Origin of the sequence: Acinetobacter legionensis (genome assembly GCF_048551735.1) — a bacterium.
Taxonomy (GTDB): domain Bacteria; phylum Pseudomonadota; class Gammaproteobacteria; order Pseudomonadales; family Moraxellaceae; genus Acinetobacter.
In genome coordinates this window covers 135,134-159,562 of sequence record NZ_JBIMBV010000009.1, presented here as the reverse complement: position 1 = coordinate 159,562, position 24,429 = coordinate 135,134, and the positions used below count along the sequence as shown (strand labels likewise).

The 24,429-nt window shown below is 38.7% G+C and carries 20 protein-coding genes; 10 read left to right on the top strand and 10 right to left on the bottom strand.

Going from position 1 to position 24,429, the window contains the following annotated elements:
* Positions 1-47: 47 nt before the first annotated feature.
* Positions 48-2,942, bottom strand: coding sequence for a valine--tRNA ligase (locus ACG9ZL_RS10330; protein WP_419359936.1), 2,895 nt, complete (start codon positions 2,940-2,942; stop codon positions 48-50).
* 349 nt (positions 2,943-3,291) lie between these two features.
* On the opposite strand from ACG9ZL_RS10330, the gene ACG9ZL_RS10325 reads away from it, so the two are divergent.
* From ACG9ZL_RS10325 to ACG9ZL_RS10315, 3 genes are all read left to right on the top strand, one after another.
* Positions 3,292-3,987 carry a hypothetical protein gene (locus tag ACG9ZL_RS10325; protein WP_004722586.1) on the top strand — a complete coding sequence of 232 codons (696 nt, stop codon included), beginning with the start codon at positions 3,292-3,294 and terminating at the stop codon, positions 3,985-3,987.
* An 80-nt stretch (positions 3,988-4,067) separates the two neighbouring features.
* Positions 4,068-4,865 (top strand): SDR family NAD(P)-dependent oxidoreductase, encoded by a 798-nt coding sequence (locus ACG9ZL_RS10320; RefSeq protein ID WP_419359934.1) that lies wholly within the window; start codon positions 4,068-4,070, stop codon positions 4,863-4,865.
* A gap of 98 nt (positions 4,866-4,963) precedes the next feature.
* Positions 4,964-5,731 carry a PA3715 family protein gene (locus ACG9ZL_RS10315; RefSeq protein WP_419359932.1) on the top strand — a complete coding sequence of 256 codons (768 nt, stop codon included), beginning with the start codon at positions 4,964-4,966 and terminating at the stop codon, positions 5,729-5,731.
* Between the two features lie 155 nt (positions 5,732-5,886).
* Here ACG9ZL_RS10315 and ACG9ZL_RS10310 read toward each other — a convergent pair whose 3' ends face one another.
* The 9 genes from ACG9ZL_RS10310 to sdsA form a co-directional block, all read right to left on the bottom strand.
* Entirely contained in the window at positions 5,887-6,918 is a 1,032-nt protein-coding gene (locus tag ACG9ZL_RS10310) for an agmatine deiminase family protein (protein WP_419327607.1), read from the bottom strand.
* A gap of 160 nt (positions 6,919-7,078) precedes the next feature.
* On the bottom strand, positions 7,079-7,507 hold the full coding sequence (locus ACG9ZL_RS10305) for a YbjQ family protein (RefSeq protein WP_056514420.1): 429 nt from the start codon (positions 7,505-7,507) through the stop codon (positions 7,079-7,081).
* Between the two features lie 9 nt (positions 7,508-7,516).
* Positions 7,517-7,867, bottom strand: coding sequence for a YbjQ family protein (locus ACG9ZL_RS10300; RefSeq protein WP_336952796.1), 351 nt, complete (start codon positions 7,865-7,867; stop codon positions 7,517-7,519).
* Between the two features lie 103 nt (positions 7,868-7,970).
* Positions 7,971-9,431, bottom strand: a complete 1,461-nt coding sequence (gene adeK / locus ACG9ZL_RS10295; protein WP_336952986.1) for a multidrug efflux RND transporter AdeIJK outer membrane channel subunit AdeK — start codon at positions 9,429-9,431, stop codon at positions 7,971-7,973.
* Complete coding sequence (gene adeJ, locus ACG9ZL_RS10290) at positions 9,431-12,610, bottom strand: multidrug efflux RND transporter permease subunit AdeJ (RefSeq protein WP_336952795.1); 3,180 nt, start codon at positions 12,608-12,610, stop codon at positions 9,431-9,433. The genes adeK and adeJ overlap by 1 nt, the downstream gene beginning before the upstream one ends.
* Before the next feature lie 13 nt (positions 12,611-12,623).
* Positions 12,624-13,880, bottom strand: coding sequence for an efflux RND transporter periplasmic adaptor subunit (locus ACG9ZL_RS10285; protein WP_336952794.1), 1,257 nt, complete (start codon positions 13,878-13,880; stop codon positions 12,624-12,626).
* Positions 13,880-14,518 carry a phosphatase PAP2 family protein gene (locus ACG9ZL_RS10280; protein ID WP_419359952.1) on the bottom strand — a complete coding sequence of 213 codons (639 nt, stop codon included), beginning with the start codon at positions 14,516-14,518 and terminating at the stop codon, positions 13,880-13,882. Before ACG9ZL_RS10280 ends, ACG9ZL_RS10285 begins: the two co-directional genes overlap by 1 nt.
* Before the next feature lie 159 nt (positions 14,519-14,677).
* A complete protein-coding gene (locus ACG9ZL_RS10275) occupies positions 14,678-16,732 on the bottom strand; it encodes a site-specific recombinase (protein ID WP_336952792.1) in 2,055 nt (684 codons plus the stop codon).
* A gap of 15 nt (positions 16,733-16,747) precedes the next feature.
* Positions 16,748-17,731: an All-trans-nonaprenyl-diphosphate synthase gene (gene sdsA / locus ACG9ZL_RS10270; RefSeq protein WP_336952791.1), complete on the bottom strand. Its 984-nt coding sequence runs from the start codon at positions 17,729-17,731 to the stop codon at positions 16,748-16,750.
* A 430-nt stretch (positions 17,732-18,161) separates the two neighbouring features.
* On the opposite strand from sdsA, the gene rplU reads away from it, so the two are divergent.
* The 7 genes from rplU to serS all read left to right on the top strand — a co-directional run bounded on the left by rplU (position 18,162) and on the right by serS (position 24,366).
* Positions 18,162-18,473: a 50S ribosomal protein L21 gene (gene rplU, locus ACG9ZL_RS10265; protein WP_004722561.1), complete on the top strand. Its 312-nt coding sequence runs from the start codon at positions 18,162-18,164 to the stop codon at positions 18,471-18,473.
* Positions 18,474-18,492: 19 nt separating this feature from the next.
* On the top strand, positions 18,493-18,747 hold the full coding sequence (gene rpmA / locus ACG9ZL_RS10260; RefSeq protein ID WP_004722560.1) for a 50S ribosomal protein L27: 255 nt from the start codon (positions 18,493-18,495) through the stop codon (positions 18,745-18,747).
* A gap of 251 nt (positions 18,748-18,998) precedes the next feature.
* Positions 18,999-19,694, top strand: a complete 696-nt coding sequence (gene lolA / locus ACG9ZL_RS10255; protein ID WP_004722558.1) for an outer membrane lipoprotein periplasmic chaperone LolA — start codon at positions 18,999-19,001, stop codon at positions 19,692-19,694.
* Positions 19,695-19,882: 188 nt separating this feature from the next.
* Positions 19,883-21,346: a carotenoid oxygenase family protein gene (locus ACG9ZL_RS10250; protein ID WP_419359930.1), complete on the top strand. Its 1,464-nt coding sequence runs from the start codon at positions 19,883-19,885 to the stop codon at positions 21,344-21,346.
* Positions 21,347-21,450: 104 nt separating this feature from the next.
* Entirely contained in the window at positions 21,451-22,068 is a 618-nt protein-coding gene (locus ACG9ZL_RS10245; protein ID WP_419359928.1) for a hypothetical protein, read from the top strand.
* 111 nt (positions 22,069-22,179) lie between these two features.
* Positions 22,180-22,986 carry an RsiV family protein gene (locus ACG9ZL_RS10240; protein ID WP_419359926.1) on the top strand — a complete coding sequence of 269 codons (807 nt, stop codon included), beginning with the start codon at positions 22,180-22,182 and terminating at the stop codon, positions 22,984-22,986.
* 108 nt (positions 22,987-23,094) lie between these two features.
* Positions 23,095-24,366: a serine--tRNA ligase gene (gene serS / locus ACG9ZL_RS10235; protein ID WP_419359925.1), complete on the top strand. Its 1,272-nt coding sequence runs from the start codon at positions 23,095-23,097 to the stop codon at positions 24,364-24,366.
* Positions 24,367-24,429 lie beyond the last annotated feature (63 nt).

The window sequence follows — 24,429 nt, the reverse complement described above, 5'->3', positions numbered from 1 at the left end:
AAGCATAATTAAGCTTCCTTCTTTAGAGGCAAAATTGCAAGCTTAGCTTAAAGCGCCGCAATCTGCTCCATATTGGCTTTAATCTTAGCTAACTGATCTACAAATTCAGCAAGTTTAACCTTTTCACCTTCAACAACCGTAGCAGGTGCTTTAGCCACAAAGCCTTCATTTGCAAGTTTAGAAGCAATTTGGTCATGCTGTTTTTGAACCTTGTCTAAGTCTTTTTGCAAGCGAGCAAGTTCTGCTTTTGGATCAATCAAGCCTTTCATTGGTACAAATACAGACACATGACCAACAACAGAAGATGAAGACAACGGTGGTTGCTCAGCATCGGTTAAGAAGGTAATGCTTTCAACTTTAGCCAAAGCTTTAAACAGTGGTTCAATACGTGCAATTTGTGCTTTTTCAGCATCAGTCGCGTTTTGAAGCAATACAGGCAATAAACGTGCATTACCTAAGCCCATTTCACCACGAATATTACGTACAGCACCAATCAAGCCTTGTAACCCAAGCATATCTGCTTCAGCCTGTTCATTGACACGTTCAGGGTTAGGAACAGGGTACGGCGCAAGCATGATGGTTTCACCATCAATACCAATCATTGGTGCCAGGGTCTGCCAAATTTCTTCAGTTAAGAAAGGCATGATTGGATGTGCAAGACGTAAAGACGCTTCCATTACAGAAAGAAGGACACGACGAACTTCTGCTTTACGCTCAGTCGATACTTTTTCATCATTCAGTACTGGTTTGGTCAGTTCAACATACCAGTCACAGTATTCATTCCAGATGAACTCATAAATCGCTTGAGCAGCCAAATCTAAACGGTAGGTTGCAAACGCTTGTTGAACGGCAGCTTCCGCTTTTTGTAAACGGCTGACAATCCATTGTTCAGGAAGTTCCCAAAGATCTTGACGGATTTCCTGACCAATTGGCTGTTGTTCACAGTTCATCATCACGAAACGGGTTGCGTTCCAGATTTTGTTGGCAAAGTTACGATAGCCTTCAACACGTTTCATATCGAACTTAATGTCACGTCCAGTATTGGCAAGTGCACAGAAAGTAAAACGAACCGCATCTGTACCGTAAGCTTGAATACCTTCAGGGAATTCTTTACGTGTAGATTTCTCAATTTTTGGTGCATCTTTAGGGTTCATTAAACCAGTGGTACGTTTTTGTACTAAGGTTTCAAGATCTACACCATCAATCAAATCTAATGGGTCAAGTACGTTCCCTTTAGATTTAGACATTTTTTGACCTTCACCGTCACGAACCAAACCATGTACATACACAGTTTTAAATGGAACTTGCGGTGTACCATCTTCATTTTTCATGAAATGCATGGTCATCATGATCATTCGGGCAACCCAGAAGAAAATGATGTCAAAACCAGTAACCAATACATCCGTTGGATGGAATGTATTTAAGAAATAGTTTTCTTTATCTTTTGCTTCATCTCCGGTCCAACCCAGTGTAGAGAATGTCCAAAGACCTGAAGAGAACCATGTATCCAGTACATCTTCATCTTGGTTTAATTCAATATCAGCAGCGATATTATTTTTTTCACGAACTTCTTCTTCAGAACGACCAACATAAATGTTGCCTTCTGCATCGTACCAAGCTGGGATACGGTGACCCCACCACAATTGACGAGAAATACACCAGTCTTGAATGTTGTTCATCCAAGCCATATACATATTGCTGTATTGTTCAGGCACAAATTTGATATCGCCGTCTTTTACTGCTTTGATTGCAGGCTCAGCAAGAGGCGCAATCTTGACATACCATTGGTCGGTCAATAACGGTTCAATGATCACACCTGAACGGTCACCACGTGGTGGTTTCAGCGTATACGGTTGAATTTGGTCTAACCAACCTTCAGCTTCAGCTTGTGCAACCAATTTTTTACGTGCAGCAAAGCGCTCTAAACCAATATAGTCAGCTGGTGCTGGGATGGTTTTAGAAATTGCTTCGCCAGCTTTTGCGATAAACTCAAAATCAGCTAAAACTTCGGCATTTTTGTTGAAAATGTTGATGATTGCGAGTTCACAACGTTTGCCCACTTCATAGTCATTGAAGTCATGTGCAGGAGTGATTTTTACACAGCCTGTACCGAATTCTTTATCAACATATTCATCTTTAACAATTGCAACCGCACGACCCGTAATTGGTAAGATAATATTTTTACCAACAAGGTGTGCATAACGTTCGTCATCTGGGGCAACTGCAACCGCAGTATCACCCAGTAATGTTTCTGGACGGGTTGTTGCAACCACTAAATAATCGTGACCGTCTTGAGTACGTAGAGACTTATCTTCAAAGAAGTATTTGAAGTGCCACAATGAACCTTGTTCTTCTTTATCTGATTCAACTTCTAGGTCTGAAAGTGCAGTTTGTAGTTTAGGATCCCAGTTTACCAAGCGTTTGCCACGGTAAATCAAACCTTGTTCATGCAGTTTTACAAATACTTCTTTAACAGCATTTGAAAGGCCATCATCCATGGTGAAACGTTCACGTGACCAATCTACAGATGAGCCAAGACGGCGAATTTGACGGGTAATTGTACCGCCAGATTGTTCTTTCCATTCCCAAATTTTGTCGATGAACTTTTCACGACCTAAATCATGACGACTAATATCTTGAGCTGCCAATTGACGCTCAACCACCATTTGAGTTGCAATACCCGCATGGTCAGTACCCGGTTGCCATAAGGTATTTTTGCCTGACATTCGGTTGTAACGTGTCAAGGCATCCATGATGGCATTGTTAAAACCATGACCCATGTGCAAGCTACCTGTGACGTTCGGTGGCGGAATCATGATACAGAATGAATCGCCTTTACGAGACGGTTGGAAATAACCTTTCTCCTCCCAAGTCTTGTACCATTTTTTCTCGATCTCGGTAGGATCGTAGGTTGTAGCAATATTTTGCGCTGAATCAGTCATAGTAAAAACAGATCAAAAGTAAGTAAAAAATTGCATTCATTGTAGCAAATATTCATTAGGAATGTTGATTCCTGTTATGGCATATTTATCTTGAATTGAATGCAGCAATCAAAACATGAGAATACAAGATGCATTTGTTGTTTTTATTGATCTTAAATATGACAAATGTTGGATATTGTGGGGTTTTAACTGAGTCATATTTACAAATGCATGTTTTAGATATTTGATTTGTTGAGAGTATTTGTGATTGATATTCAACAAATAGTAGTAGTTAAAGACAATGCAAGATATTTCAAGTTTTGCTAAGATCAAAATTGAATAGGACAAAACAACAAAAGGACACATAACAATGCAGTATAAAATCGATTTATTGATTAAACAGCAAACGTACCAAGAGTTAAAAAGCATTACCCAAAGTTTGAATCATGGTGAAAAAAGAGATCTAGCAAAACAATTAGGTAATGTCTTTACGGAAATGTCATGCCAAGTGCTGGATCAGGTTTTTGGAACCTTACTTGATGAACAACGTAAAAATGATGCACTAGATGCAACAGGGAAGAAAAAGCTCAAAGAAGCTGAACAGATTTTTGATCAGATTGAAGGGGCATTAAAAAAATATATGCCGTGGTCAATTTCCTTTTTTAGTAATGATCGTCTAAAGCCAGTGGCAAACCATATTCTTAAAAAGTTTGAAGATTCAGATGCAACTGAAGTGGTGATGTATTACCAATTAGACCGTAGCTTAGGGCAAGAAGCGACTAGCAATATTCAAAAGGTCATTCAAGGGGATACCAGTGCTTTGCCTGTGACACTAAAAAATTTGGTTAAAATTATTGACCTCGGTGTATCAGAATTTATCCGTGACCCTAAGACTTTGTTAAAATTTAACTTTGTGGTCGATAAAACCTTAAATGGTGTGATTAATATGATCACCAGTACTGGCTATAAACGCTTAGAAAAAGTTGGCGATGAATACAATCCTCGCAATGTAGAAAAGGCGCAACATTATGCAGAACATTTTAAAAAGTTTTTAGTTGAAGGTTAGTTTTTAAAAGCAAATCACTTGATTGATTTGGTGGGTCACGTGGTCTAATATTTATTCACCATATTCAAGAGCATAATAAAATGGAAAGCTTAGAAGGAAAGGTGGTTTGGATTACAGGCGCATCTTCAGGGATTGGTAAAGCCTTGGCTGCTGAATGTGCTTTACAAGGTGCACAAGTGGTTTTAAGTGCAAGACGTTTAGAAGAACTTGAAAAAGTTCGTATAAGTCTTCTTAACCCAGATCATCATATTTCTGTGGCAATGGATATTACCGATGAAGCACAAGTACGCCATGCATATGAACACGTCTTAGATGAGAAAGGGCGTATTGATTGGTTGATCAACAATGCGGGTTTAAGCCAAAGGGCACTGATTGCTGATACCACAATGCAAACTGAACGTGCGATTATGGAAATTGATTACTTCTCTCAAGTGTTTTTGACCAAATTGGTTTTACCAACCTTTTTAGCTCAAAAATCTGGGCGAATTGCGTATATTTCTAGCGTTGCGGGCTTATTGGGGACGCAATATCGGGCATCTTACTCTGCAGCAAAAGCAGCGATTCATATGTGGGCAAACAGTTTACGCGCAGAAGTGGCACAAGATGGTGTTAATGTTTCTGTTATTTTCCCTGGTTTTGTAAAAACCAATGTATCTTTCAATGCCTTAAATGGTGCAGGAAAAGCACAGGCACATCAGGATGAAGCCATTGAAAATGGATTAGAAGCTGATGATTTTGCGCAGAAAACAGTTTCTGCTTTATTAAAAGGTCAAGAATATATTGTCGTGGGTGGGCGTAAAGAGAAATTGGGTGTGTTGGTTTCTCGTCTATCACCATCGACACTTTATAAAATGATTCGCAAAATGAAAGTAAAGTGATTGAAAATTCATAAATTTTATGTGTATTGATGGCGTTTATACATTGTATAAGCGCTTTTTCTTAATATGTTCCGTCTCTATCTATAAGCACAAAATCCATGTTAAACCTAATGAAAATAATATTTAAAATCATCAGCCTACAATTCATATTGATCAGTGCGGTTTATGCAAATATTTGTGATGATGCTCAAGTTGTCGCACAAATATTGAAGCAGGATAAAATTGTAAAGGTTGAACAGTCTTTAATCGACTGTAAACTCGATCCGGTCGATAATTCAAATATGATCATGGCCTATGCCCAATGGATTCCTGTAAAAGGACACCCAGAAGAAGGGAATTATGCTTTAGACTTATTTAAGTTTAATCCAAAAAATTTAAAGGTGATTTATCACTATGCTGTTGCTGAACGCATGGTTTCGGACGCAATTAGTTTAAATTCTATTGAGCTGGATACTGCAAATTATAAAGTCACTGATTCAAATAGAGCTTTGGGTCTAAGATTAAATTACTCAGGTCACTCACAACCCTTTCCTTTTTCTATGCAACTTTTAAATTTATATGACCTTAAAAATAAAAAACAAATTCTGGACAGTTTGATTGTGACACGTAATCGGGCAGAAGTAGATATGCATTGTAATGCAGATATTGAAGAACGCGCTTCTACCTTAGTCATGCAGTCAACCCAAACCAAGAAATATACGGATATTTTGGTCAATAGCAAAATTAAACGCTACCAGACGCAAGTGATAAACGAGGATTGCCAAGAAGTTAATCATCACTCATCGCAACAACGGTTTGTTTTAAAATTTGATAGGAAAAAATATCAATTTCCTAAAAGTTTTAAAGATGAATATCAGTACCGATAGGCAGTACAGTACAAGAGTATCAATAAAATTAAGTCAATGCAGCGTAATGCTGATTATTCAACATCCATCTTCTCGTTAGCGAAAAAAATAGCAGTGAGCTAAAAGATGAATGCTTTTAGAATAACAGGATATTTGAAAGGGTAAAAATCGAATGCTTAATGTATTTTATTGAAGTAGTTTAATAATAATTCAGCATTTTTGCCTCTTAATTGCCATGACATACAGCGCACTCCACCCCCCATATGGCACACCTGTGCAGAGTGAATTGGGATGACTGTTCGTTTGGTTAGACGACGAATTTGCTGTAATGCCAGTGCATCTTGTTTAATACCAAATTGCGGAAAATAAATACGCTCAGGCGTAACCAGCATATTGGTATATAAACCACAAGCTGAACCAAATTTTTCATCATAGATCTCACTGCCATCATAAGGTGTGGTGATTTCATGAATTTTGATATTTGGAATACCGCGTTTTAAATCAATTTTTAACTGTTTGGCGTATTCGGGATCTTCAGGATAAGTGTTAATCACTAACGTATTCTGATCTATAAAGCTCACCACGCCATCCGCATGTTCTAAGCCACCTTGTTCATCCGCTTCAATAAATGCAATATGTTTAGCACCTGTCAAACGGATCAGCTGTGCTCTTGCTTGGGTTTCGGTTAAATGATTGTCAGCTAAGAACTTGGTGCTTAACACAGCATTGCCATAGCCATCTTCAACCCAATTACCACCATCATTGAGCAGTTGGGTCTGGGTAAATTTTAAGCCAGCCTTTTGACTATAGGCTTTAAAGTCTGATTGAACATCATCAGAGATGGCTTGAGCCTTTTTGGTTCCACCTTGTCCTGCTGCGGTATACCGGAAAAGAACAGGTTGATTGGGATTGGCACTACTAAAATCACGCATCCAAATATCTTGCATAGGCGCAATAGTGACATGCTGTTTACCGAGTGCTTTAACATAATCAGGGTAAAGTTGTTGATCGGTTAAGATCATCACATTGTCACCATTTTGAATAATTTTCTTTGCATAATCGACGTGGAAATCAAAGATATCATCGATTTTTTCTGCATAGTACTTATCTTGACTTTGTGGCGAAGCCAATACAATCAATTCTGCATTTATTGTGAATGGAAGCATAGACAGTAATCCGATACTTATTTTAAGTGCTAAAGCTTTCATGATGTCTAACCTGTTCATGAAGTTAAGATTTTTTCATTTTTGTTATGGTTTAGATATTCCCAGATCTTTACATCACCAGAATACAAAACCAGACAGTCCAACAGCGATTATGTATTCTGATGAAAAAATCATGATGATTATTTAAAAAAGAGGAGTGAGATTAAGTTGCTGTTCCATAGGCAAAGACTTCAACCATTCCACCTTGCATACCGAGTTCAGTGGTACTTAAACGTAAGCCCATAATATGCGTTGCTCCAATATTTTCAGCTTCCTGTTTTAATCTAACAATTGCTTCGCGACGTGCGCGATCGACGACACTCTCATAGGTGGTTAAACGACCACCAAAGAAGTTCTGAATTTGCGCGATAATATATTTAAAATAATCATGTGAAATGACCACATTACTACTGATGAGTTGTCCATGCTTTTCAGAGACTTGGAACTTATTGGTATCAATCCGAATATGAGCAAGCCGTTGTTCATTGTCTGCCAATTCTTTTAAATGCTTTTGTTCGATAAAACGTCCAAACCCCCAGCCAATAAAAAACAGAACCAGTGTGAGCCCAATTTTAAAAATTAAACCATCCATCTGTTTCGCCTATTTTGAAAATGGATCAGGAAGTTGTGTCGTGGTCGGTTCAACAATGACTGCAGTACCATAGACAAAAAGTTCTGAAGCTCCTTGCGCAATATTAGAGGTAGAAAAACGGATACCGACAATTGCATTGGCACCTAAACCACGTGCTTTTTCAATCATACGATTCATGGCTTCTTGACGTGATTCTTCTAATAATTCGGTATAGCCTTTGAGTTCACCACCGACAATATTTTTTAGACCAGCCATAAAGTCACGTCCGACATGTTTGCTGCGGACTGTGCTTCCATAAACGACATCAAGCTGTTGCTTTATTACATGGGCTGGAATAGTTTCTAAATTACTGAGTTTCATTTTAAATATTCATTGATGATGTCTTACTTTAAACATAGGAAATTATCCACTAAAAAGCAATAAAAAAAGCCCACCGAAGTGAGCTTAGATTATCAAATTGATATTAACTGACTTTTTTATCTTTTGAATGATATTTCAATTCAGATGAAGAGGCCGGTTGTGCAATTTGATCCGCAGTGTTGGCTTTTAAACCACCACCCAGTGTTTTATAGACTTCTACCTGATTGTTTAAGTTCGCTTGCTCTAATAGCAATAAACCTTGTTCAGCAGAGTAAGAGGTACGTTGTGCATCTAATACAGATAAGAAACTATCAATACCTGCACGGAAGCGAGCATTTGAAAGTTTATACGTTGTATTGGTCGCATCAACTAAACGTTTTTGAGCAGAAAGACGATCACCAATATTTTGGCGAGTCGCTAATGCATCATTAACTTCACGGAAAGCAGATTGAATTGATTTTTCATAGTCAGATAATGCAATTTGTTGATCTGTTTCTGAAATTTTAATATTTGCTCTACGTGTACCCCAATCCCATAAAGGAATATCAAGACTAGGGCCTAAAGACCAAACGAATGCACCTGATTTAAATAAATCACTTAAATCAGTAGATGCATAACCCGCAGAACCCGTCAAACTGATTGTTGGGAACAAGCGTGCTTTCGCAGCACCAATATTCGCGCCAGCAGCAGAAAGCTGATATTCAGCTGCTTTTACGTCTGGGCGATTGTTGAGCAAATCACTTGGTAATCCTGATGCAAACACAGCATTCGAGGTAATACGCGTCACACGTTGTGTAGGCAATAAATTGTCAGGAACTGATTGTCCAACAAGTAGATTCAATAAGTTCTGAGCTTGGGCAATTTGAGTCTTATAATTGGCAACATCATTACGTGCGGTTTCAACAGAAATTTGAGCCTGACGAACAGGAACTTCACTGTCGATCCCAACATCAAAACGTTTTTTGTTGAGGTTATAAGAATCAAGTTGAGCTTTTAATGTTTGGTCAGCAAGTTTAAGTTGCGCATTGGCAAATGAATAATTTAACCAAGCTTGAGCAACTTGGCCAATTAAGCTGATTTGCGTTGCATCACGGGCACTCGCGGTCGATAAATAAGTATCAAGAGCATTGTCTTTTAAACTTTTTACACGGCCCCAGAAGTCTAACTCATAAGCAGTTACACCGAGACCAACATTATAACGTGTTTGAGCACCAACACCTTGATCTTGACGTAAAAGACCACCACTTGCACCAATCGTTGGTAACTGATTGTTTTCAGTGATTTGATAAGCTTGTTGAGCACGTTGAATGTTCAATGTTGCTGTACGTAAATCACGGTTATTGGCTAAAGCAAGATCAATTACTTGAAGTAAGCGTTGATCTGCAAAAAACTCTTTATAACCTTGTTCAGCAATAGATGTACCAGTGTTATTTTGAATATAACCTGTTGGTATGTTTGCTTGAGCTACGGGTTCTGGGCCACGCATGCTTTGACAAGCTGTCAAAGCAAGCGCAAGTGCAGATACCGCAATGCTACGACCTGAAATAGACCATACTTTCTGCATCACGATTTATGCTCCTGAATATTTTGATTTTTAGGTTTGTACTTAAAGATACTACGAATCCATACGAAGAACACAGGAATAAAGAAGATACCTAAAAGTGTTGAGCTAATTACACCACCCAATACACCATAACCAACTGAGTGTTGGCTACCGGCACCTGCACCGCTTGATAAAGCAAGTGGCAATACACCGAAACCGAACGCTAAAGTCGTCATGATAATTGGACGTAAACGCATTTTTGCAGCATGCAATGTCGCTTCAAACAATTCTTCGCCTTGTTCTTGCAACTCTTTTGCAAACTCTACAATCAAAATCGCATTTTTTGCAGACAAACCGATGACTGCAACGATCGCGACTTGGAAATAGATGTTAAATGATAAGTTAGGATCACCTTTGATGACCATTCCCAACCACGTTAAAGTAAATGCACCAATAACACCTAAAGGTACTACTAATAATACTGAAACAGGGATTGACCAACTTTCATATAAAGCTGAAAGGCAAAGGAATACAATAAGCAGAGAAAGAATCAAAAGCGGAACAGTTTGGCTACCAGATTCACGTTCCTCTAAAGATAGACCAGTCCACTCATAGTCGAAACCTGTTAAGCCCATAGATGGTAACTTACCAATAATTTCTTCCATAGCCATCATGGCATCTCCCGAACTTACGCCCGGTGCTGGTGTACCTTGAATGTTTGCAGAAGCTACACCGTTATAACGTTCTAAACGAGGTGAACCATAAGTCCATTGGCCTGTTGCAAATGCAGAGAATGGAACCATAGTGCCGCTATTATTACGTACATACCATTTGTTTAAGTCTTCAGGCATCATGCGAGCACTTGATTCGCCTTGAACATAGACTTTTTTCACACGACCACGGTCTACGAAGTCATTGATATAAGAACCACCCCAAGCCATGCTCATGGTCGAATTAATATCCGCAATACTAACCCCCATTGCACCCGCTTGCGCTTGGTCAACGTTGATTTGATATTGAGGTGTATCTTCTTGTCCATTTGGACGAACACCAGCAAGACGTTTGTCTTGTGCAGCCATGCCTAAAACAGCATTACGTGCAGCAACTAGCTTCTCGTGACCTTGACCACTTGCATCTTTTAACTGAATATCAAAACCTGATGAAACACCTAATTCTGGCATTGCTGGTAATTGCAATGGCATGATGTACGATGCATCTTTGACAATCATATTTAGTGCCATACCACGTTGAATAATGGCACCAATTTGTGATTCAGGTGTTGTACGTTCACTCCAGTCTTTCAGTTTCATAAATGCTAAACCAGCATTTTGCCCGACACCAGTAAATGAGAAGCCAGAAACTGTAAAGATAGTATCTACATTGGCTTTTTCCTCATTTAAGAAGTAATTGGTCATGGTGGTGATGACTTTATCTGTCCGTTCAAGGCTGGCGCTTGGTGGTAATTGAACAAGCGTCATAACCATACCTTGGTCTTCTTCTGGTAGGAAAGAAGAGGGGAGCATTTTATACAGTCCGACTAAGGCAACAATCACAGCAACGTAGATCACACCAGAGAAGATCTTATGATGGGTCATACGATTGACACCACCTTGATATTTCTCAGCTACTTTATCAAAGCTACGGTTAAACCAACGGAAGAAACGCGCAAAAATGTTATTGCTTGGTTCTTTATTTGGATCATGCTGTTTTAACAATGTCGCACAAAGAGCAGGGGTAAAGGTTAAAGCAACGATTAATGATAAAACCATCGCTGTAACCAGCGTGATCGAGAACTGACGGTAAATTACACCTGTAGTACCACCGAAGAATGCCATTGGCACAAATACAGCAGTCAATACACTGGTAATACCTACTAAAGCACCTGAAATTTGTTTCATCGACTTTTCAGTGGCTTCAACTGGACCCGTATGTTCTTCTTGCATCACACGTTCGACGTTCTCAACCACAACAATTGCATCATCGACCAAGAGACCAATCGCGAGCACCATGGCGAACATAGTTAAGGTGTTGATTGAGAAGCCAAAAATATTAATAACTGCAAATGTACCCAGTACAACCACAGGAACAGCCATTGTTGGGATAATCGTTGCACGCCAGTTCTGTAAGAATAAGAACATCACGAAGAATACAAGAACGATTGCCTCAATTAAGGTATGTACCACACTTTCAATTGAAAGCTTGATAAATGGTGTAGTGTCATAAGCAAGCTTATCTTTTAGACCATCTGGGTAGTTTTTACGTAGCTCAGTAAGACGTTTTTCTACAGCAGCCGCTGTATCAAGTGCATTTGCACCTGTTGCCAGTTTAATTGCTACACCGCCAGCAGGCTTACCATTAAATTTAGAATCAAATTGATAGTTATCTGAGCCTAGTTCTACACGAGCAACATCACTTAAACGAACCTGAGCACCAGAAGCAGTGTTTTTCAGGAAGATATTTTTAAATTGTTCAGGAGTTGTCAGCATGCTTTGTGCATTGACAGTCGCGTTAAGAACTTGACCTTGGATCGCTGGTGCACCACCCAATTGACCTACAGCTACTTGTGAGTTTTGCGCACGAATAGCAGCAGCAATGTCACTTGGTGTCACTTGCAAACTGGTCATTTTAGCTGGGTCTAGCCAAATACGCATTGCATATTGACCACCAAAGACTTGAATTTCACCTACACCTGCAACACGACTGAGTGGTTCAGAAATATTTGAGTTTACATAGTCTTTAATGTCAGCCCCAGAAAGACTGCCATCTGGCGAATAAAATGCAAGTACTTGCATGAAACTTGCGCCAGATTTGGTCACTTTTATCCCTTGACGTTGTACATCTTCGGGTAAAAGTGCGGTCGCTGACTGTAATTTGTTTTGTACTTGAACTTGTGCAATGTCTGGATCAATACCTTGTTCAAAATTCAAGTTGATTGATGCCTGACCATTACCCGCACTGTTCGATGAGATATAACGTAAACCATCTAGACCATTCATTTGTTGTTCAATGATCTGAGTTACTGTGTTCTCAACAGTTTGTGCCGAAGCTCCAGGATAAGTTGCAGCAATTGTCACCACAGGAGGGGCAATTGTTGGATATTGAGCAACAGGCATTTTTGTTAGCGTAAGAATACCCGCCAACATAATCACCAGTGCAATCACCCATGCAAAAATAGGGCGATGAATAAAAAATTGAGCCATATTCGTCTACCCCTTATGCATTTGAAGTAGCTTTTTGTTCACTAGACTTATTTTGTTGAACAGGTTGTGCTGCTGTACCTGGTTTAGCACCTGCTTGTGGTGCAGCCGCTTGAGGTTGATACGGTTTAGCAACAACTTCTTGTTCTGGTTTTACTTTGGCAATCCCATCTACAATCACTTTATCGCCTGTGTTTAGACCTTGAGTGACAATCCAATCTTTACCTTGAACACCTACAGTCGTTACAGGACGGCTTTCTACTACACCTTTTGCATTTACAATCATCGCGATCGCTTGACCGGTTGGTGTGCGTGTAATTGCAGCTTGTGGAACTAAGTAAGCATTTGGAATTAAGCCTTGTACGATTTGCGCATTGGCAAACATACCTGGCAATAATAAATGGTTAGGATTTGAGAAGACTGCACGTAAAGTCACAGAACCAGTACTTGGATCTACACTTGCATCAGAAAATGCAAGATTTCCTTCTACACCGTAGTAGCTACCATCCTCAAGTTTTAGACGAACTTTGGTATTGTTGCTACGATCAATACTACCTTGACTTAATTGTTGACGTAGACGTAATAGCTCAGCACTTGATTGGCTGATGTCTACATAAATTGGGTCAAGTTGCTGAATCGTGACCAGAGCATTGGCTTGGTTTGCAGTGACTAAAGCGCCAGCAGTGACTGAAGAACGACCAGATTGACCTGATATAGGCGAACGAACTGTCGAATAACCTAGGTCAATTTGCGCATTTTTAACAGCAGCGTTTGATGCTGAAATATCTGCTTCTGCAAGTTTGATTTGAGCAAGTAAATCATCATATTCTTGCTTAGAAACAGCATTGATGCCGACAAGTTGACGATAACGATTTGCTTTAACTTGCAATGCATTTAAATTTGCTTGCTGACGTACTAAAGCTGCTTTTGCACTGTCTAAGTTTGCACGATTGATGCTTGAGTCAATCTCATAAAGAGGTTGACCTTCACGAACAAAACTGCCTTCAGTAAACAAACGTTTTAAAATAACACCATTTGTTTGTGGGCGAACATCAGAGATTTGATACGCTGAAGTACGACCTGAAAGTTCAACAGTTTGTTCTACGCTTTGTGGCTGAGCAACAATGACACCAACTTCAGTCGGCGGCATTTTTTGGGCAGCACCACCAGCTTGTTGTGCTGATTTAGGATCTTTGCTGCAGCCTACAAGTGCAATACTTGTTGCGAGAGCACAAGCAGTAAGGGCAGGGGCCCAAAGCTTTGCCGACATCATTATTCCACCTCGTTTAGATTTTTATCTAAAAATAATTTGTTCTGTCTTAACGTTTCTCGTGACAGTATGAGCCATAAAATAGCAGCCCATATGACACCTATACCCCATCCAGTGAGTACATCAGTTGGGAAATGTGCACCTAGATAAACTCTAGATCCCCCCATGCTTAGAAACCATAAAAAGCCCCCTAAGCTAATCCATTTAGCTTGGCGATGCTTTTGAAATATAAACATAATCGAACAGCAGACAATAGCAGCATAAATACTGTGGGCACTAGGAAATGAAGCACCATAGGTTTGCACCATTTGGTAGATTTCATCAGGTCTTGGACGATTGACTAGATATTTAATAATCCAACCAATTGCCGAAGCACCAAATAGACCAATGCTGATCATCAGTACATTCGCATATTGTTTGAGGCGTATGAAATATAAATTGCATAGCCCTGCGATCACAATCATTGACGGTAAGCCGCCCAGATAGGATAGGGTAAGTGCTAAACCATTTAAGACCTCTAAACGGTGTGTACTCATCCATACAACGCTTGAAAAATCAAATTGTTGTATCTGGTTAATGTTTAAACCAACACTCCCAATAAGTAAACCTATACAGCCAATAAGGAGCAATACATAAGGCATAAGATAACCTAGAGTATATAAATTGCGTACGTTAAGTTTATTTAATGCACCGAAGTGTACTAGCCAGTACACTTTTTTTCAAGTGAGTAAATTTAGGTAATTTATACTAATTTCTTTTTGTGAAATATTTAACAATTTGCACAAAAATTAACAAAAAGCTTAGTGATTTAGTTTGTTTTGTGAGTTTGCCTCATCTTCCAGTTGTAACGGTTGCTTTGGGGGCCAAAAGAAATCTAAAGGACGGGTAGAAAAATGGGTAAATATAAGTTTTGCCAATGGTTTCCATTGCGAAAAACGAACTTGTCTTGCTCGAAGTGCCACAATAATGGTGAGGGTGAAACTGACAAATAAGTTGGTTAAACCAATACACAACACGCCAAGGAAAGACACAATAATGAGACCAATATCAGGTGAGCCATTGATGGTCATTAAGCCTTGAATAAAGTTGGCAGCAGCAAAAGCAATATGACGGATATCTAATGGTAAGCCTAAAATAAACCCAATTGTTCCCATACTTCCAAGCATAATACCAAAGATAAAATTACCTGCTAAAGCACCCAAGTTTCTTTCTATATAGTCTGCAAATTTTTCCAACCTTGCTTGTCCCATTATTTTTTTCAATTTCATATGGGCTTTTAAACGAGGACCGACTTTTCGATAGACTGACATATTGTCAAAATATCCAGCGATTAATCCCGATAAAAATAAACAAACACCAGCGATTGCTGCATGTGGTATTGCTAGTGAGGTAAATGGATTTAGACTGGCGAGTAAGGTTGTCGCTTTCGCATGGGTTAAAAGTGGTTCATGCATCGAAAGTTGCCATAGATACGTTATTAAAGCTGCAGTTGGAATTGCAATCGAAATATTTCCCAGAATTGCAATAAACTGCGTCCGAATAATATTAATAATCAGTCCTGCAAGTTCAGCAATTTGTGCTGTTTTTGAACCTTTTTGGTGCTGAACTGTTGATGCTAGTGCGGCTGCAGTCATTGCTGGTTGCTTTGTTGCTACAGTAAAGTGCAAAACATGAATCAGTATAAAACCCAATGAATAATTCATGCTGTAAAGAAAAGCATGCATAAATGGTGCAAGAACTAAACGTGCTGTCAGTATTTTAAGTGTTGCCATGGTGGCAATAATCGCACCTGCACCTGCAGCTGCTTTATACATGCCAAAGAAACCTTTCTTATCGGTACTGACATAATGTTCGCCCGTCTTACTTGCATTTTCAGTGACTTGTAGTGCAATCAATTCACTATTAGTTTTGAGTAAATCACGTACACTGGTTTCACTATAGTGTGCATTGACTAAATCGGTGAGTAATTCGCCACAGAGTTGATAACGAATTTGATCATCTTCTACAAGTAAGTTGAGAAGCAGTTCAATTCGATCAATACATTGTTCTAGTAGCGATAATAAATAAGTCAGACTTAAGCTAACACCAATCCGTTTAATTGCTCGACGGATTTTTAATACCACATCGCGGCATTGTTCAATCATAACCAAAGCTTGATCTGCATCTGGAGCTATACCAATAGCAAGCTCATCTTCATCTTGATGCTGCTTCTTATACGCTTCTATAAATTCAACTATTTCACGATTTTGAACTAAAAAAGGAGATTCATATTCCTGAAGTTCTGGGTAAGCATTGATAAATTCAGGATACAGACCAATACCACTGATTCGATAGGAAAGTACTGTGATGGCTTTAACAATGTCGCGTTTAATTCCCAATTTATCGTTTTTATAACGATGACCTTGATTCAATAAGCGGAATAGTTGTTCCCATTTCTTTTCACTTATATTTTCCAGCCAATACTTATCGCTACGTTGATGAAACACTTTGCCGACCAAATCTTTGAGATCAGATTCGTCTTTTAATAAAGGTAGGAAATGTGCGCCGATACGTTGTCCAAGCTGATTCCAGAAACCGTCTAAGGATAAAATCCCGCTATCTGCATATAACCCTGCTTGTTTATAGTGGTTAACCAGTTTTAGTAAGTAACCTTGAAACGCAGATGATGCATTTGGTGTGATTAAGAGTGCTTGAAGTAATTCCTCAAATTTATTTTGACTTTCTTCTAAATTGTGGCTGTCAGTAGGTCTGATACGATTGATTAATTCAATTAATATATCAGGATTGGGAACAACTTTTATGCTATCAAGTTGTTCCTGCATAAGGAGGAAAAGATCATTAAATTGTATATGCATAAGCCTTGTTAAATTTTATTGAATTCGATGTAAGGCAAGTTGCGCTAAATTATACAATGCCTGGCGATACTCAGATTCAGGTAAATGATTTAAAGCCTGAATCGCAGCATGAGTTTCTTCTGTTGCACGGCGACTACAGTAATCTAAAGCACCTGAGGTCTGAACAATTTGAATCACCCGATCCAAATCGCTTGTTCCTCCAGTTGCAATACTTTTACGGATAATCTCGTGCTCTTCACCTTGGGTATTTGCTAAGGCTGAGATTAAAGGTAAAGTGGGTTTACCTTCCATTAAATCATCACCAATATTTTTACCTAATGTTTCAGCATCAGAAGTGTAATCTAAAATATCGTCAATAATTTGGAAGGCATTGCCAAAATGGCCAGCAAATAAGCGTAAAGATTCACGATATTCAGGTTTCCCAGCAAGGATTGCAGCACCTTCAGTTGCAAGTTCAAATAAACGAGATGTTTTACCGTGAATAATATCTAAATATGTTTGTTCAGTTGTTTCAGGTTGATGTTGGGCTTGGAGTTGTAACACTTCGCCTTCAGCGATTTCACAAGTGCCAGTTGAAAAGTCTTTTAACAAAATCATATTGTCTAGATCGACAAGAAGATCGAAAGCCCGAGAAATAAGGAAATCCCCAACCAATACCGCAGTTTGGTTGTTCCAAGTCGCGTTAGCAGTTGGACGACCACGACGTAAACCAGATTCATCGACCACATCATCATGCACTAGTGTTGCAGTGTGTAACATTTCTATGATGGCTGCCAGTTTACGATAAGGCTCCATCTGTAAGTCTGTTGCACCACATGCTTTTGCTGCAAGTAGGCACATAATTGGACGCATCCGTTTACCACCAGCTTCAACAACATGTTTACTGACCGCCATTACTAAAGCAACTTTTGAGGTAATCCCTTCATTAATAAACTTGTCCATTGCAGCAAAGTCGGTTGCAACTGGAGCGAGAATATCTTGCTTAAAGTCGATGGTCATCGGGTGGGAGCCTCATGCAAATGCGTTATAAGTTGCTAGTGTAACAATTAACATGTCTCAATGTTGCTTTTGAAAGCAGACATCGTGCCTGAATCTTAATGATTTGTTCCTCCTTTGTCCAAAGATGAATAAAGCATTTAACATTCAATAGATCATTCTTTTGAGCTACATAGTAGCGGATTTGTTTTAAAAATCTATTTCAATTTTAGCTGGATCTTAAAAAAAAATTCATATTATCAAAGGGAGAATCTTAAAAAAATGAATATATGCAGATTATTTTCTATACAATGCTAATATTTGCTGGAAATGACTTGTTGTTTAATTCATTATCACTTAAAATCTTTGCCCTTGAATAACCCCCAGTGGCGTTCGTCTTAAGATCGGTATATTCCTTTATCGGCACGACGACACGGGTCAGTTGGAGTACGTTATGTACGCAGTAATCCAAAGCGGTGGTAAACAGCACCGTGTTGTTGAGGGTGAAACCCTTAAAGTAGAATTGTTGAAAGCTGAAACTGGCGCGACTATTACATTTGATGATGTATTAATGGTTGTGAATGGCGAAAGTATTCAAATCGGTGCTCCAGTTGTAGCTGGCGCAAAAGTAACTGCAGAAGTGGTTGGTCACGGTCGTCATGACAAAATTCGTATTGTTAAAATGCGTCGTCGTAAGCACTACCGTAAACAACAAGGTCACCGTCAATGGTTTACCGAGTTGAAAATTACTACGATCGCAGGTTAATCACTAGGAGTATATAGACATGGCAACTAAAAAAGCCGGTGGTTCGACCAAAAACGGTCGTGATTCGAATCCTAAAATGTTAGGTGTTAAAATGTACGGTGGTCAAGCTGTGACTGCTGGTAACATTATCGTTCGTCAACGTGGTACAGAATTCCACGCGGGTACAAATGTTGGTATGGGTCGTGACCATACTTTATTTGCTACTGCTGACGGCGTAATCAAATTTGAAGTGAAAGGTCAATTTGGCCGTCGCTATGTATCTGTTGAAGCGTAAGTTTTAATAGTGCAAAAAAGCCCGCTTTATTGCGGGTTTTTTTATCAGTTTTTTTAGCATTAAAGAAAAAACCATCTTCATCATGATGAATAATTTTCAACATATTGCACCAATAACAATACAAAACTTCTTATTTTCTCAATTATTACTGACTCAATTTGGTTTAAGATAAGCAATCTAATAAATTACATTCTGTGCCAAATATTATCTGAATATTTTAATTGAGGTGCAGACATAGAAAAGGTGGACATATGAATATGCTTCGTAAAACGATGGGTGCAGTGGCTATAAGTGCAGCGCTGTTTGCACCTGTAATGAGCACAACAGTTTTTGCAGCAACTGCTGCTTCGGAGCAACAAGCAACCGCAAATCTGGTTAAACAACTCAGTGGTGTAAAAAGCTTTACTGCAAATTTTGAGCAAACCACAAAAGCGACTCAAACAGGTAAAGTTGCACAGAAAAAGGGTTTAACCGCTCAACATATGAATCAAACTTTTAAAGGTACAATGAAGGTTGAGCGCCCTGGTAAATTCTATTGGGAAACCACGACACCCGCGAAACAGACTATTGTGACTGCAGGTCGTACAGTGTGGATTTATGATCCTGACTTACAGCAGGCTGTACGCCAAAGTTTAGATGAGCAGGTTGCCAATACACCGGCATTACTACTCAGTGGTAATACCGAGCAAATTCAAAAGGCTTATCGTATTACTCAGCCAAATGCAGGTAAAACTTACTATACCTTGTATCCAAAACAAAAAGATGGTGCTTTCCAAAGCTTGACGATTAGTTTTGGGGCGAAAAATGCACCGACTTTAATGATCTTGCAAGATTCTTTAGGTCAAACAACCACTGTGCGTTTTAACAATGTACAGGTCAATGCGGCTATCCCAGCATCTACCTTTAATTTTGTGCCACCTAAAGGTACAGATATCATAGATCAATAAACGATTTTAAGTGAATAGAAGAGCAACCATAAGGTTGCTTTTTTTATGCCAATTAAACAGAACAAAGCAATAGACTCGGTCATGTTAATCAGGCGAATGATAAATAGCGACGAGCAAATAAAGTGGCTTTCAATATAAGATTATTCTATGCTCAAACAAGGGTTTGAATATAAAAATAGAGATTCTGTATGTATCGCAAAACACAATTGAAACTCAAACATTACCCAAGGATAACTGCGCAAAAATCATTTTTTAATGTTTTGAGACAAAAGTTAATCTGCGTGATTGGGCGATTTTTAAGGCGACATCGTCGTGATAAGGAAGTTAATCTATATCACAAAAAGCTTTACCAACCAGTTGAAGAAATCATCACAACTCACTTAAAAATATCAGGAATTATCCCAGATCATTTAAATGGCTTATTGTTAAGAATTGGTTCAAATCCGATTGAGATAGAAAAGCCTTCATTATTTGAGTGGTATCTTGGTCATGGAATGATTCATGCACTCAAATTACAAGCAGGTAAAGCAATCTGCTTTAAAAGCAGTATGCTGGCCACAGATACTGTACAGAAATATAAACAACGTCCCTCAATAGGTGGTTTTCGCCGTGGCGCACATGATGTTGTGAATACCAACATTTTTAAACATGCAGGAAAGCTTTGGGCAGTGATTGAAGCTGGCGCGTTTCCGATCTGCTTAGATGATGAGTTAAATGCAGAACGTTATCAGTTGTTTAATAGTGATGCTGATTTACCGTTTACGGCACATCCTCGTAAAGATATCAAAACAGGGCACCTACATGCGATTAGTTATGATGCCTTAGATCGTAAAAATGCCTATTACCAAGTGATTGATCAGCATGGCGATTTGATTCATGTGACGCAAATTTTATTACAACATGGTCCCATGATTCATGATTGTCTCATTACACAACATGAAGTTTTGGTTTTTGATTTTCCACTTACTTTTTCTATGGCTCGATTATTACGTGGCGCAAGTGTTCCGTATCAATGGAATAAACAACATCCAGCGCGTATCGGAATATTGCCTAAATATGGAAATGCTGAAAAGATTCAGTGGATTGAGCTTGAGTCATGTTTTGTTTTTCATGCGGCAAATGCTTTTCGTGATCATGAAAATAGAATTATTTTAGATGTTTTAGTACATCAGGACGATTTTGAACATTCTCAACACGCAGCTTATGAATTGCAACATGCACAATTAGAGCGTTGGAGCATTGATCTAAACTCACAGACATTAGATAGATCTGTACTCGACTCTCGGATTCAAGAATTTCCGAAAATTGATGCGCGTTTTACTGGGATTCCATATCGTTATTTATATACTTTGGGTTTTGCTGGAACTGCATTGTTCAATTGTTTATATATTCATGATTTAGAAATGCAAACATCGGTGAGTTATGATTTTGGTATACAGTGGGCAATGGGTGAAGTCACTTTTGTGGCTGAGCATGAGCACAGTGCAGAAGGGCATGGTTATTTGATGGCCTATTTACATCATTTGGACGGAGAAGCAGCCAAAGCTGTTATTTTAAAAGTAAATGGATTGGAAATTCAGCCACAAGCTGAAATTGATTTGGGGGTACATGTACCACTGGGGTTTCATTGTAATTGGGTGGATTTAGCTTAAGGTTTGAATTATGACTGTAGATTTTAAACATCCCTTATATCATCCAGAAACGGCCTCTAACTCTTTTATCACTGCAGATCTTTTTTTGTGTTTAATCAAGCTTTATGAAGTTTTTTTCAAACAGAGAATCCAGTTTTGAGCTGAGTCGTTACTACGATGTATATTTAGAAGTCACCCCAAATAAAAAAATATTAAAAGCTTTATTTTCAGTTCACAATAATTATGAAAAGTATCTTTTAAATACAATTTTCTATTGTTATGACATAAAGAAGAAAGTGTTTATTTATGATGACGCGAGTGATTTATTTGAAGAACAAATTGATGAAGTCAGATGCGATTTTGAGGATAATTTGGATGGAGTTGTCAGTCCTGCAATCACATTGAAAATGATCAAACAAGCTGGGAAGTATTTTGTTCAACATAATGAACGTGGTGCTCCACGACAGTTCCATACTTTTGTGCTAACATTTTTTAGTGATAATGATTTATTTGTAGTTTTGGCTCAACCCAGTGTTGGCCCTGACCCTGAGGATTGGATGTTTGGTGTTATTAGTGGTATTCAATGTTATTTAGTTTTTGATCTAATGAGTTTAAAAATTATAAAAAAGTATTATTTGCACACAAGAAATGATTATTTAAAACATAGTTATCAAGAAAAAAGATGGATAAATGAGCGTATCAACAGGAAGAAGATGTTAGCAGAAAGCAAATCTTTGAAATAACAACGCGCTTATTTACAGTGTAAATAGGTGATAATTACAATAATGAATATTAATTTAAAGGTTCTGGTTTTATGATAGGGCTATTACTAAATATGCTTTAAAGATATAGAAATGAAAGTAAATTTTAAAAGTGGTCTGATTTTTTTATCTCTTTTATCCAGTATGCTCATGGTTAGCGCATGCCAGGAAAAGCCGGAACCTCAAGCAGAACAGGCTACAACTGCGACTCAACACGCGCAAATACCGCTGATTCAAGCCAAAGTTGAGCGAGTCAACGTGGTAAAAAAACAGTTTTGTGATGAAGATGGTTGTACACAATATGATTTGCAAACTGTTAAAAGTAATGTGTCTTGGCTAGATGATTATTTTCTAAATCGTATTAAAAAAGATGTACCTGGCGCATTTGAAAAAGATCAAAATCATGCCCAAGCTGAAAGTGAAGCGCAATCTTCAGCTAAAGGTTTAAATCAAAATTCAATTTATGTTCGTTTTATTTCACAACAAAATAATTTAGCCACTTTTGTGATCCAGACTTATACCTATGTAGCAGGTGCAGCTCATGGGATGTATCACAATGAATATGTGACATTCGATTTAACCACGCAAAAGCGCCTCGCCTTAACTGATATTCTAAAACCAAACGTGGAAGCAAAAGTGGCTGAACAGCTTTATGATGCCAATGCGAATTGGTTGATTCAAAAAGATATTACACGTGAAAAGTTGCAGTTAAGCGATAACTATTATTATGGTGTAAATGGTCTAGTTTTTGTTTATCCACTGTATGAGCTTACCTCTTATGCAGAAGGTATGCCTGAGTTAAAACTGCCGTATCAAGTTGCAAAAGATTTGATTAAAGCTGAGTATTTACCAAGTCTACCTCAAGTCGAAGCGGCTGTCGAAAAACCTGTTACACCTTAATTGCCTTCAAATCATACAATTCATGTATGTCTAATGCTCTGTCACTGTATTTTTTACAGTGAAGAGCTTACACTATAGTCAGTTTTTTTCTTACCCTTTAGATTGACTATGATCGACCCGAAATTAATCAGAAATAATATCGAGGCTGTAAACTTAGCCTTAGCCAAACGTGGTGTACAACTCAACGTTGAAGAATGGGCATCACTAGAAGCTCGCCGTAAAGAAATCCAGTCTAGAACTGAAAACTTACAGGCAGAGCGTAATTCGGGTGCGAAACAAGTTGGTCAAATCAAAAAATCTGGTGGCGATGCTTCAGAAATCATGGCACGTATGGGTGCGATTGGTGATGAAATTAAAGCTGCTGAAGTTGAATTGAATGAACTTCAAGCTGAATTAGAAGCAAAATTACTCTCTATCCCAAACATGCCACATGAGTCTGTACCAGAAGGGAAAGATGAAAGTGATAATGTTGAAGTATTAAAATGGGGAACACCGCGTCAATTTGATTTCGAAATCAAAGACCATACAGACCTTGGCGAAATGATGGGTGGTTTAGAGTTTGAAACGGCAACCAAGTTAACGGGGACACGTTTCAGTGTATTGAAAGGTCCATTAGCCCGTTTACAACGTGCATTGACCCAGTTCATGCTCGATACGCATACCCTGAAAAATGGTTATACTGAAGCATATGTACCCTATCTTGTTAATGCAGACTCATTGCGTGGTACGGGTCAACTGCCTAAATTTGAAGAAGATTTATTTAAATTACAAGGTGAAAAAGAATACTATTTGATTCCAACGGCTGAAGTTCCAGTGACGAACTTTGTACGTAATGAAATCATTGATGCTGATCGTTTACCGTTGAAATATGCTGCGCATACACCATGTTTCCGTAGTGAGGCGGGTTCTTATGGTCGTGATACTCGCGGTTTGATCCGTCAACACCAATTCGACAAAGTTGAAATGGTTCAAATCGTAAAACCTGAAGATTCAATGGATGCTTTGGAAGCATTGACAGGGCATGCGGAAGGGATCTTACAAGCATTGGGTTTACCATATCGTAAAATCGTTTTATGTGGTGGTGATATGGGCTTTGGTGCATGCAAAACTTATGATTTAGAAGTTTGGGTACCAAGCCAAGATACATATCGTGAGATTTCTTCTTGTTCAAGTATGGGAGATTTCCAAGCACGCCGTATGATGGCGCGTTATCGTGCAGATCAAAAGAAAACTGAGCTGGTACATACTTTGAATGGTTCAGGCTTGGCTGTAGGTCGCACTTTATTGGCTGTGATGGAAAATTACCAACGTGCTGATGGCTCTATTGAAGTGCCAGAAGTGTTACGCCCGTACATGGCTGGTGCAACATTTATCGATTAAATGTCGAAAACTCGATATTTGGTTCAGTTTTGTGCATAAATATTGCTTAGTACAATCAGATTT

Bases quoted from the DNA above. Each gene is read 5' to 3' on its own strand.
- ACG9ZL_RS10330 (WP_419359936.1), bottom strand. From the start codon at position 2,942: ATGACTGATTCAGCGCAAAATATTGCTACAACCTACGATCCTACCGAG.
- ACG9ZL_RS10325 (WP_004722586.1), top strand. From the start codon at position 3,292: ATGCAGTATAAAATCGATTTATTGATTAAACAGCAAACGTACCAAGAG.
- ACG9ZL_RS10320 (WP_419359934.1), top strand. From the start codon at position 4,068: ATGGAAAGCTTAGAAGGAAAGGTGGTTTGGATTACAGGCGCATCTTCA.
- ACG9ZL_RS10315 (WP_419359932.1), top strand. From the start codon at position 4,964: ATGTTAAACCTAATGAAAATAATATTTAAAATCATCAGCCTACAATTC.
- ACG9ZL_RS10310 (WP_419327607.1), bottom strand. From the start codon at position 6,918: ATGAAAGCTTTAGCACTTAAAATAAGTATCGGATTACTGTCTATGCTT.
- ACG9ZL_RS10305 (WP_056514420.1), bottom strand. From the start codon at position 7,507: ATGGATGGTTTAATTTTTAAAATTGGGCTCACACTGGTTCTGTTTTTT.
- ACG9ZL_RS10300 (WP_336952796.1), bottom strand. From the start codon at position 7,867: ATGAAACTCAGTAATTTAGAAACTATTCCAGCCCATGTAATAAAGCAA.
- adeK (WP_336952986.1), bottom strand. From the start codon at position 9,431: ATGCAGAAAGTATGGTCTATTTCAGGTCGTAGCATTGCGGTATCTGCA.
- adeJ (WP_336952795.1), bottom strand. From the start codon at position 12,610: ATGGCTCAATTTTTTATTCATCGCCCTATTTTTGCATGGGTGATTGCA.
- ACG9ZL_RS10285 (WP_336952794.1), bottom strand. From the start codon at position 13,880: ATGATGTCGGCAAAGCTTTGGGCCCCTGCCCTTACTGCTTGTGCTCTC.
- ACG9ZL_RS10280 (WP_419359952.1), bottom strand. From the start codon at position 14,518: ATGCCTTATGTATTGCTCCTTATTGGCTGTATAGGTTTACTTATTGGG.
- ACG9ZL_RS10275 (WP_336952792.1), bottom strand. From the start codon at position 16,732: ATGCATATACAATTTAATGATCTTTTCCTCCTTATGCAGGAACAACTT.
- sdsA (WP_336952791.1), bottom strand. From the start codon at position 17,731: ATGACCATCGACTTTAAGCAAGATATTCTCGCTCCAGTTGCAACCGAC.
- rplU (WP_004722561.1), top strand. From the start codon at position 18,162: ATGTACGCAGTAATCCAAAGCGGTGGTAAACAGCACCGTGTTGTTGAG.
- rpmA (WP_004722560.1), top strand. From the start codon at position 18,493: ATGGCAACTAAAAAAGCCGGTGGTTCGACCAAAAACGGTCGTGATTCG.
- lolA (WP_004722558.1), top strand. From the start codon at position 18,999: ATGAATATGCTTCGTAAAACGATGGGTGCAGTGGCTATAAGTGCAGCG.
- ACG9ZL_RS10250 (WP_419359930.1), top strand. From the start codon at position 19,883: ATGTATCGCAAAACACAATTGAAACTCAAACATTACCCAAGGATAACT.
- ACG9ZL_RS10245 (WP_419359928.1), top strand. From the start codon at position 21,451: ATGAAGTTTTTTTCAAACAGAGAATCCAGTTTTGAGCTGAGTCGTTAC.
- ACG9ZL_RS10240 (WP_419359926.1), top strand. From the start codon at position 22,180: ATGAAAGTAAATTTTAAAAGTGGTCTGATTTTTTTATCTCTTTTATCC.
- serS (WP_419359925.1), top strand. From the start codon at position 23,095: ATGATCGACCCGAAATTAATCAGAAATAATATCGAGGCTGTAAACTTA.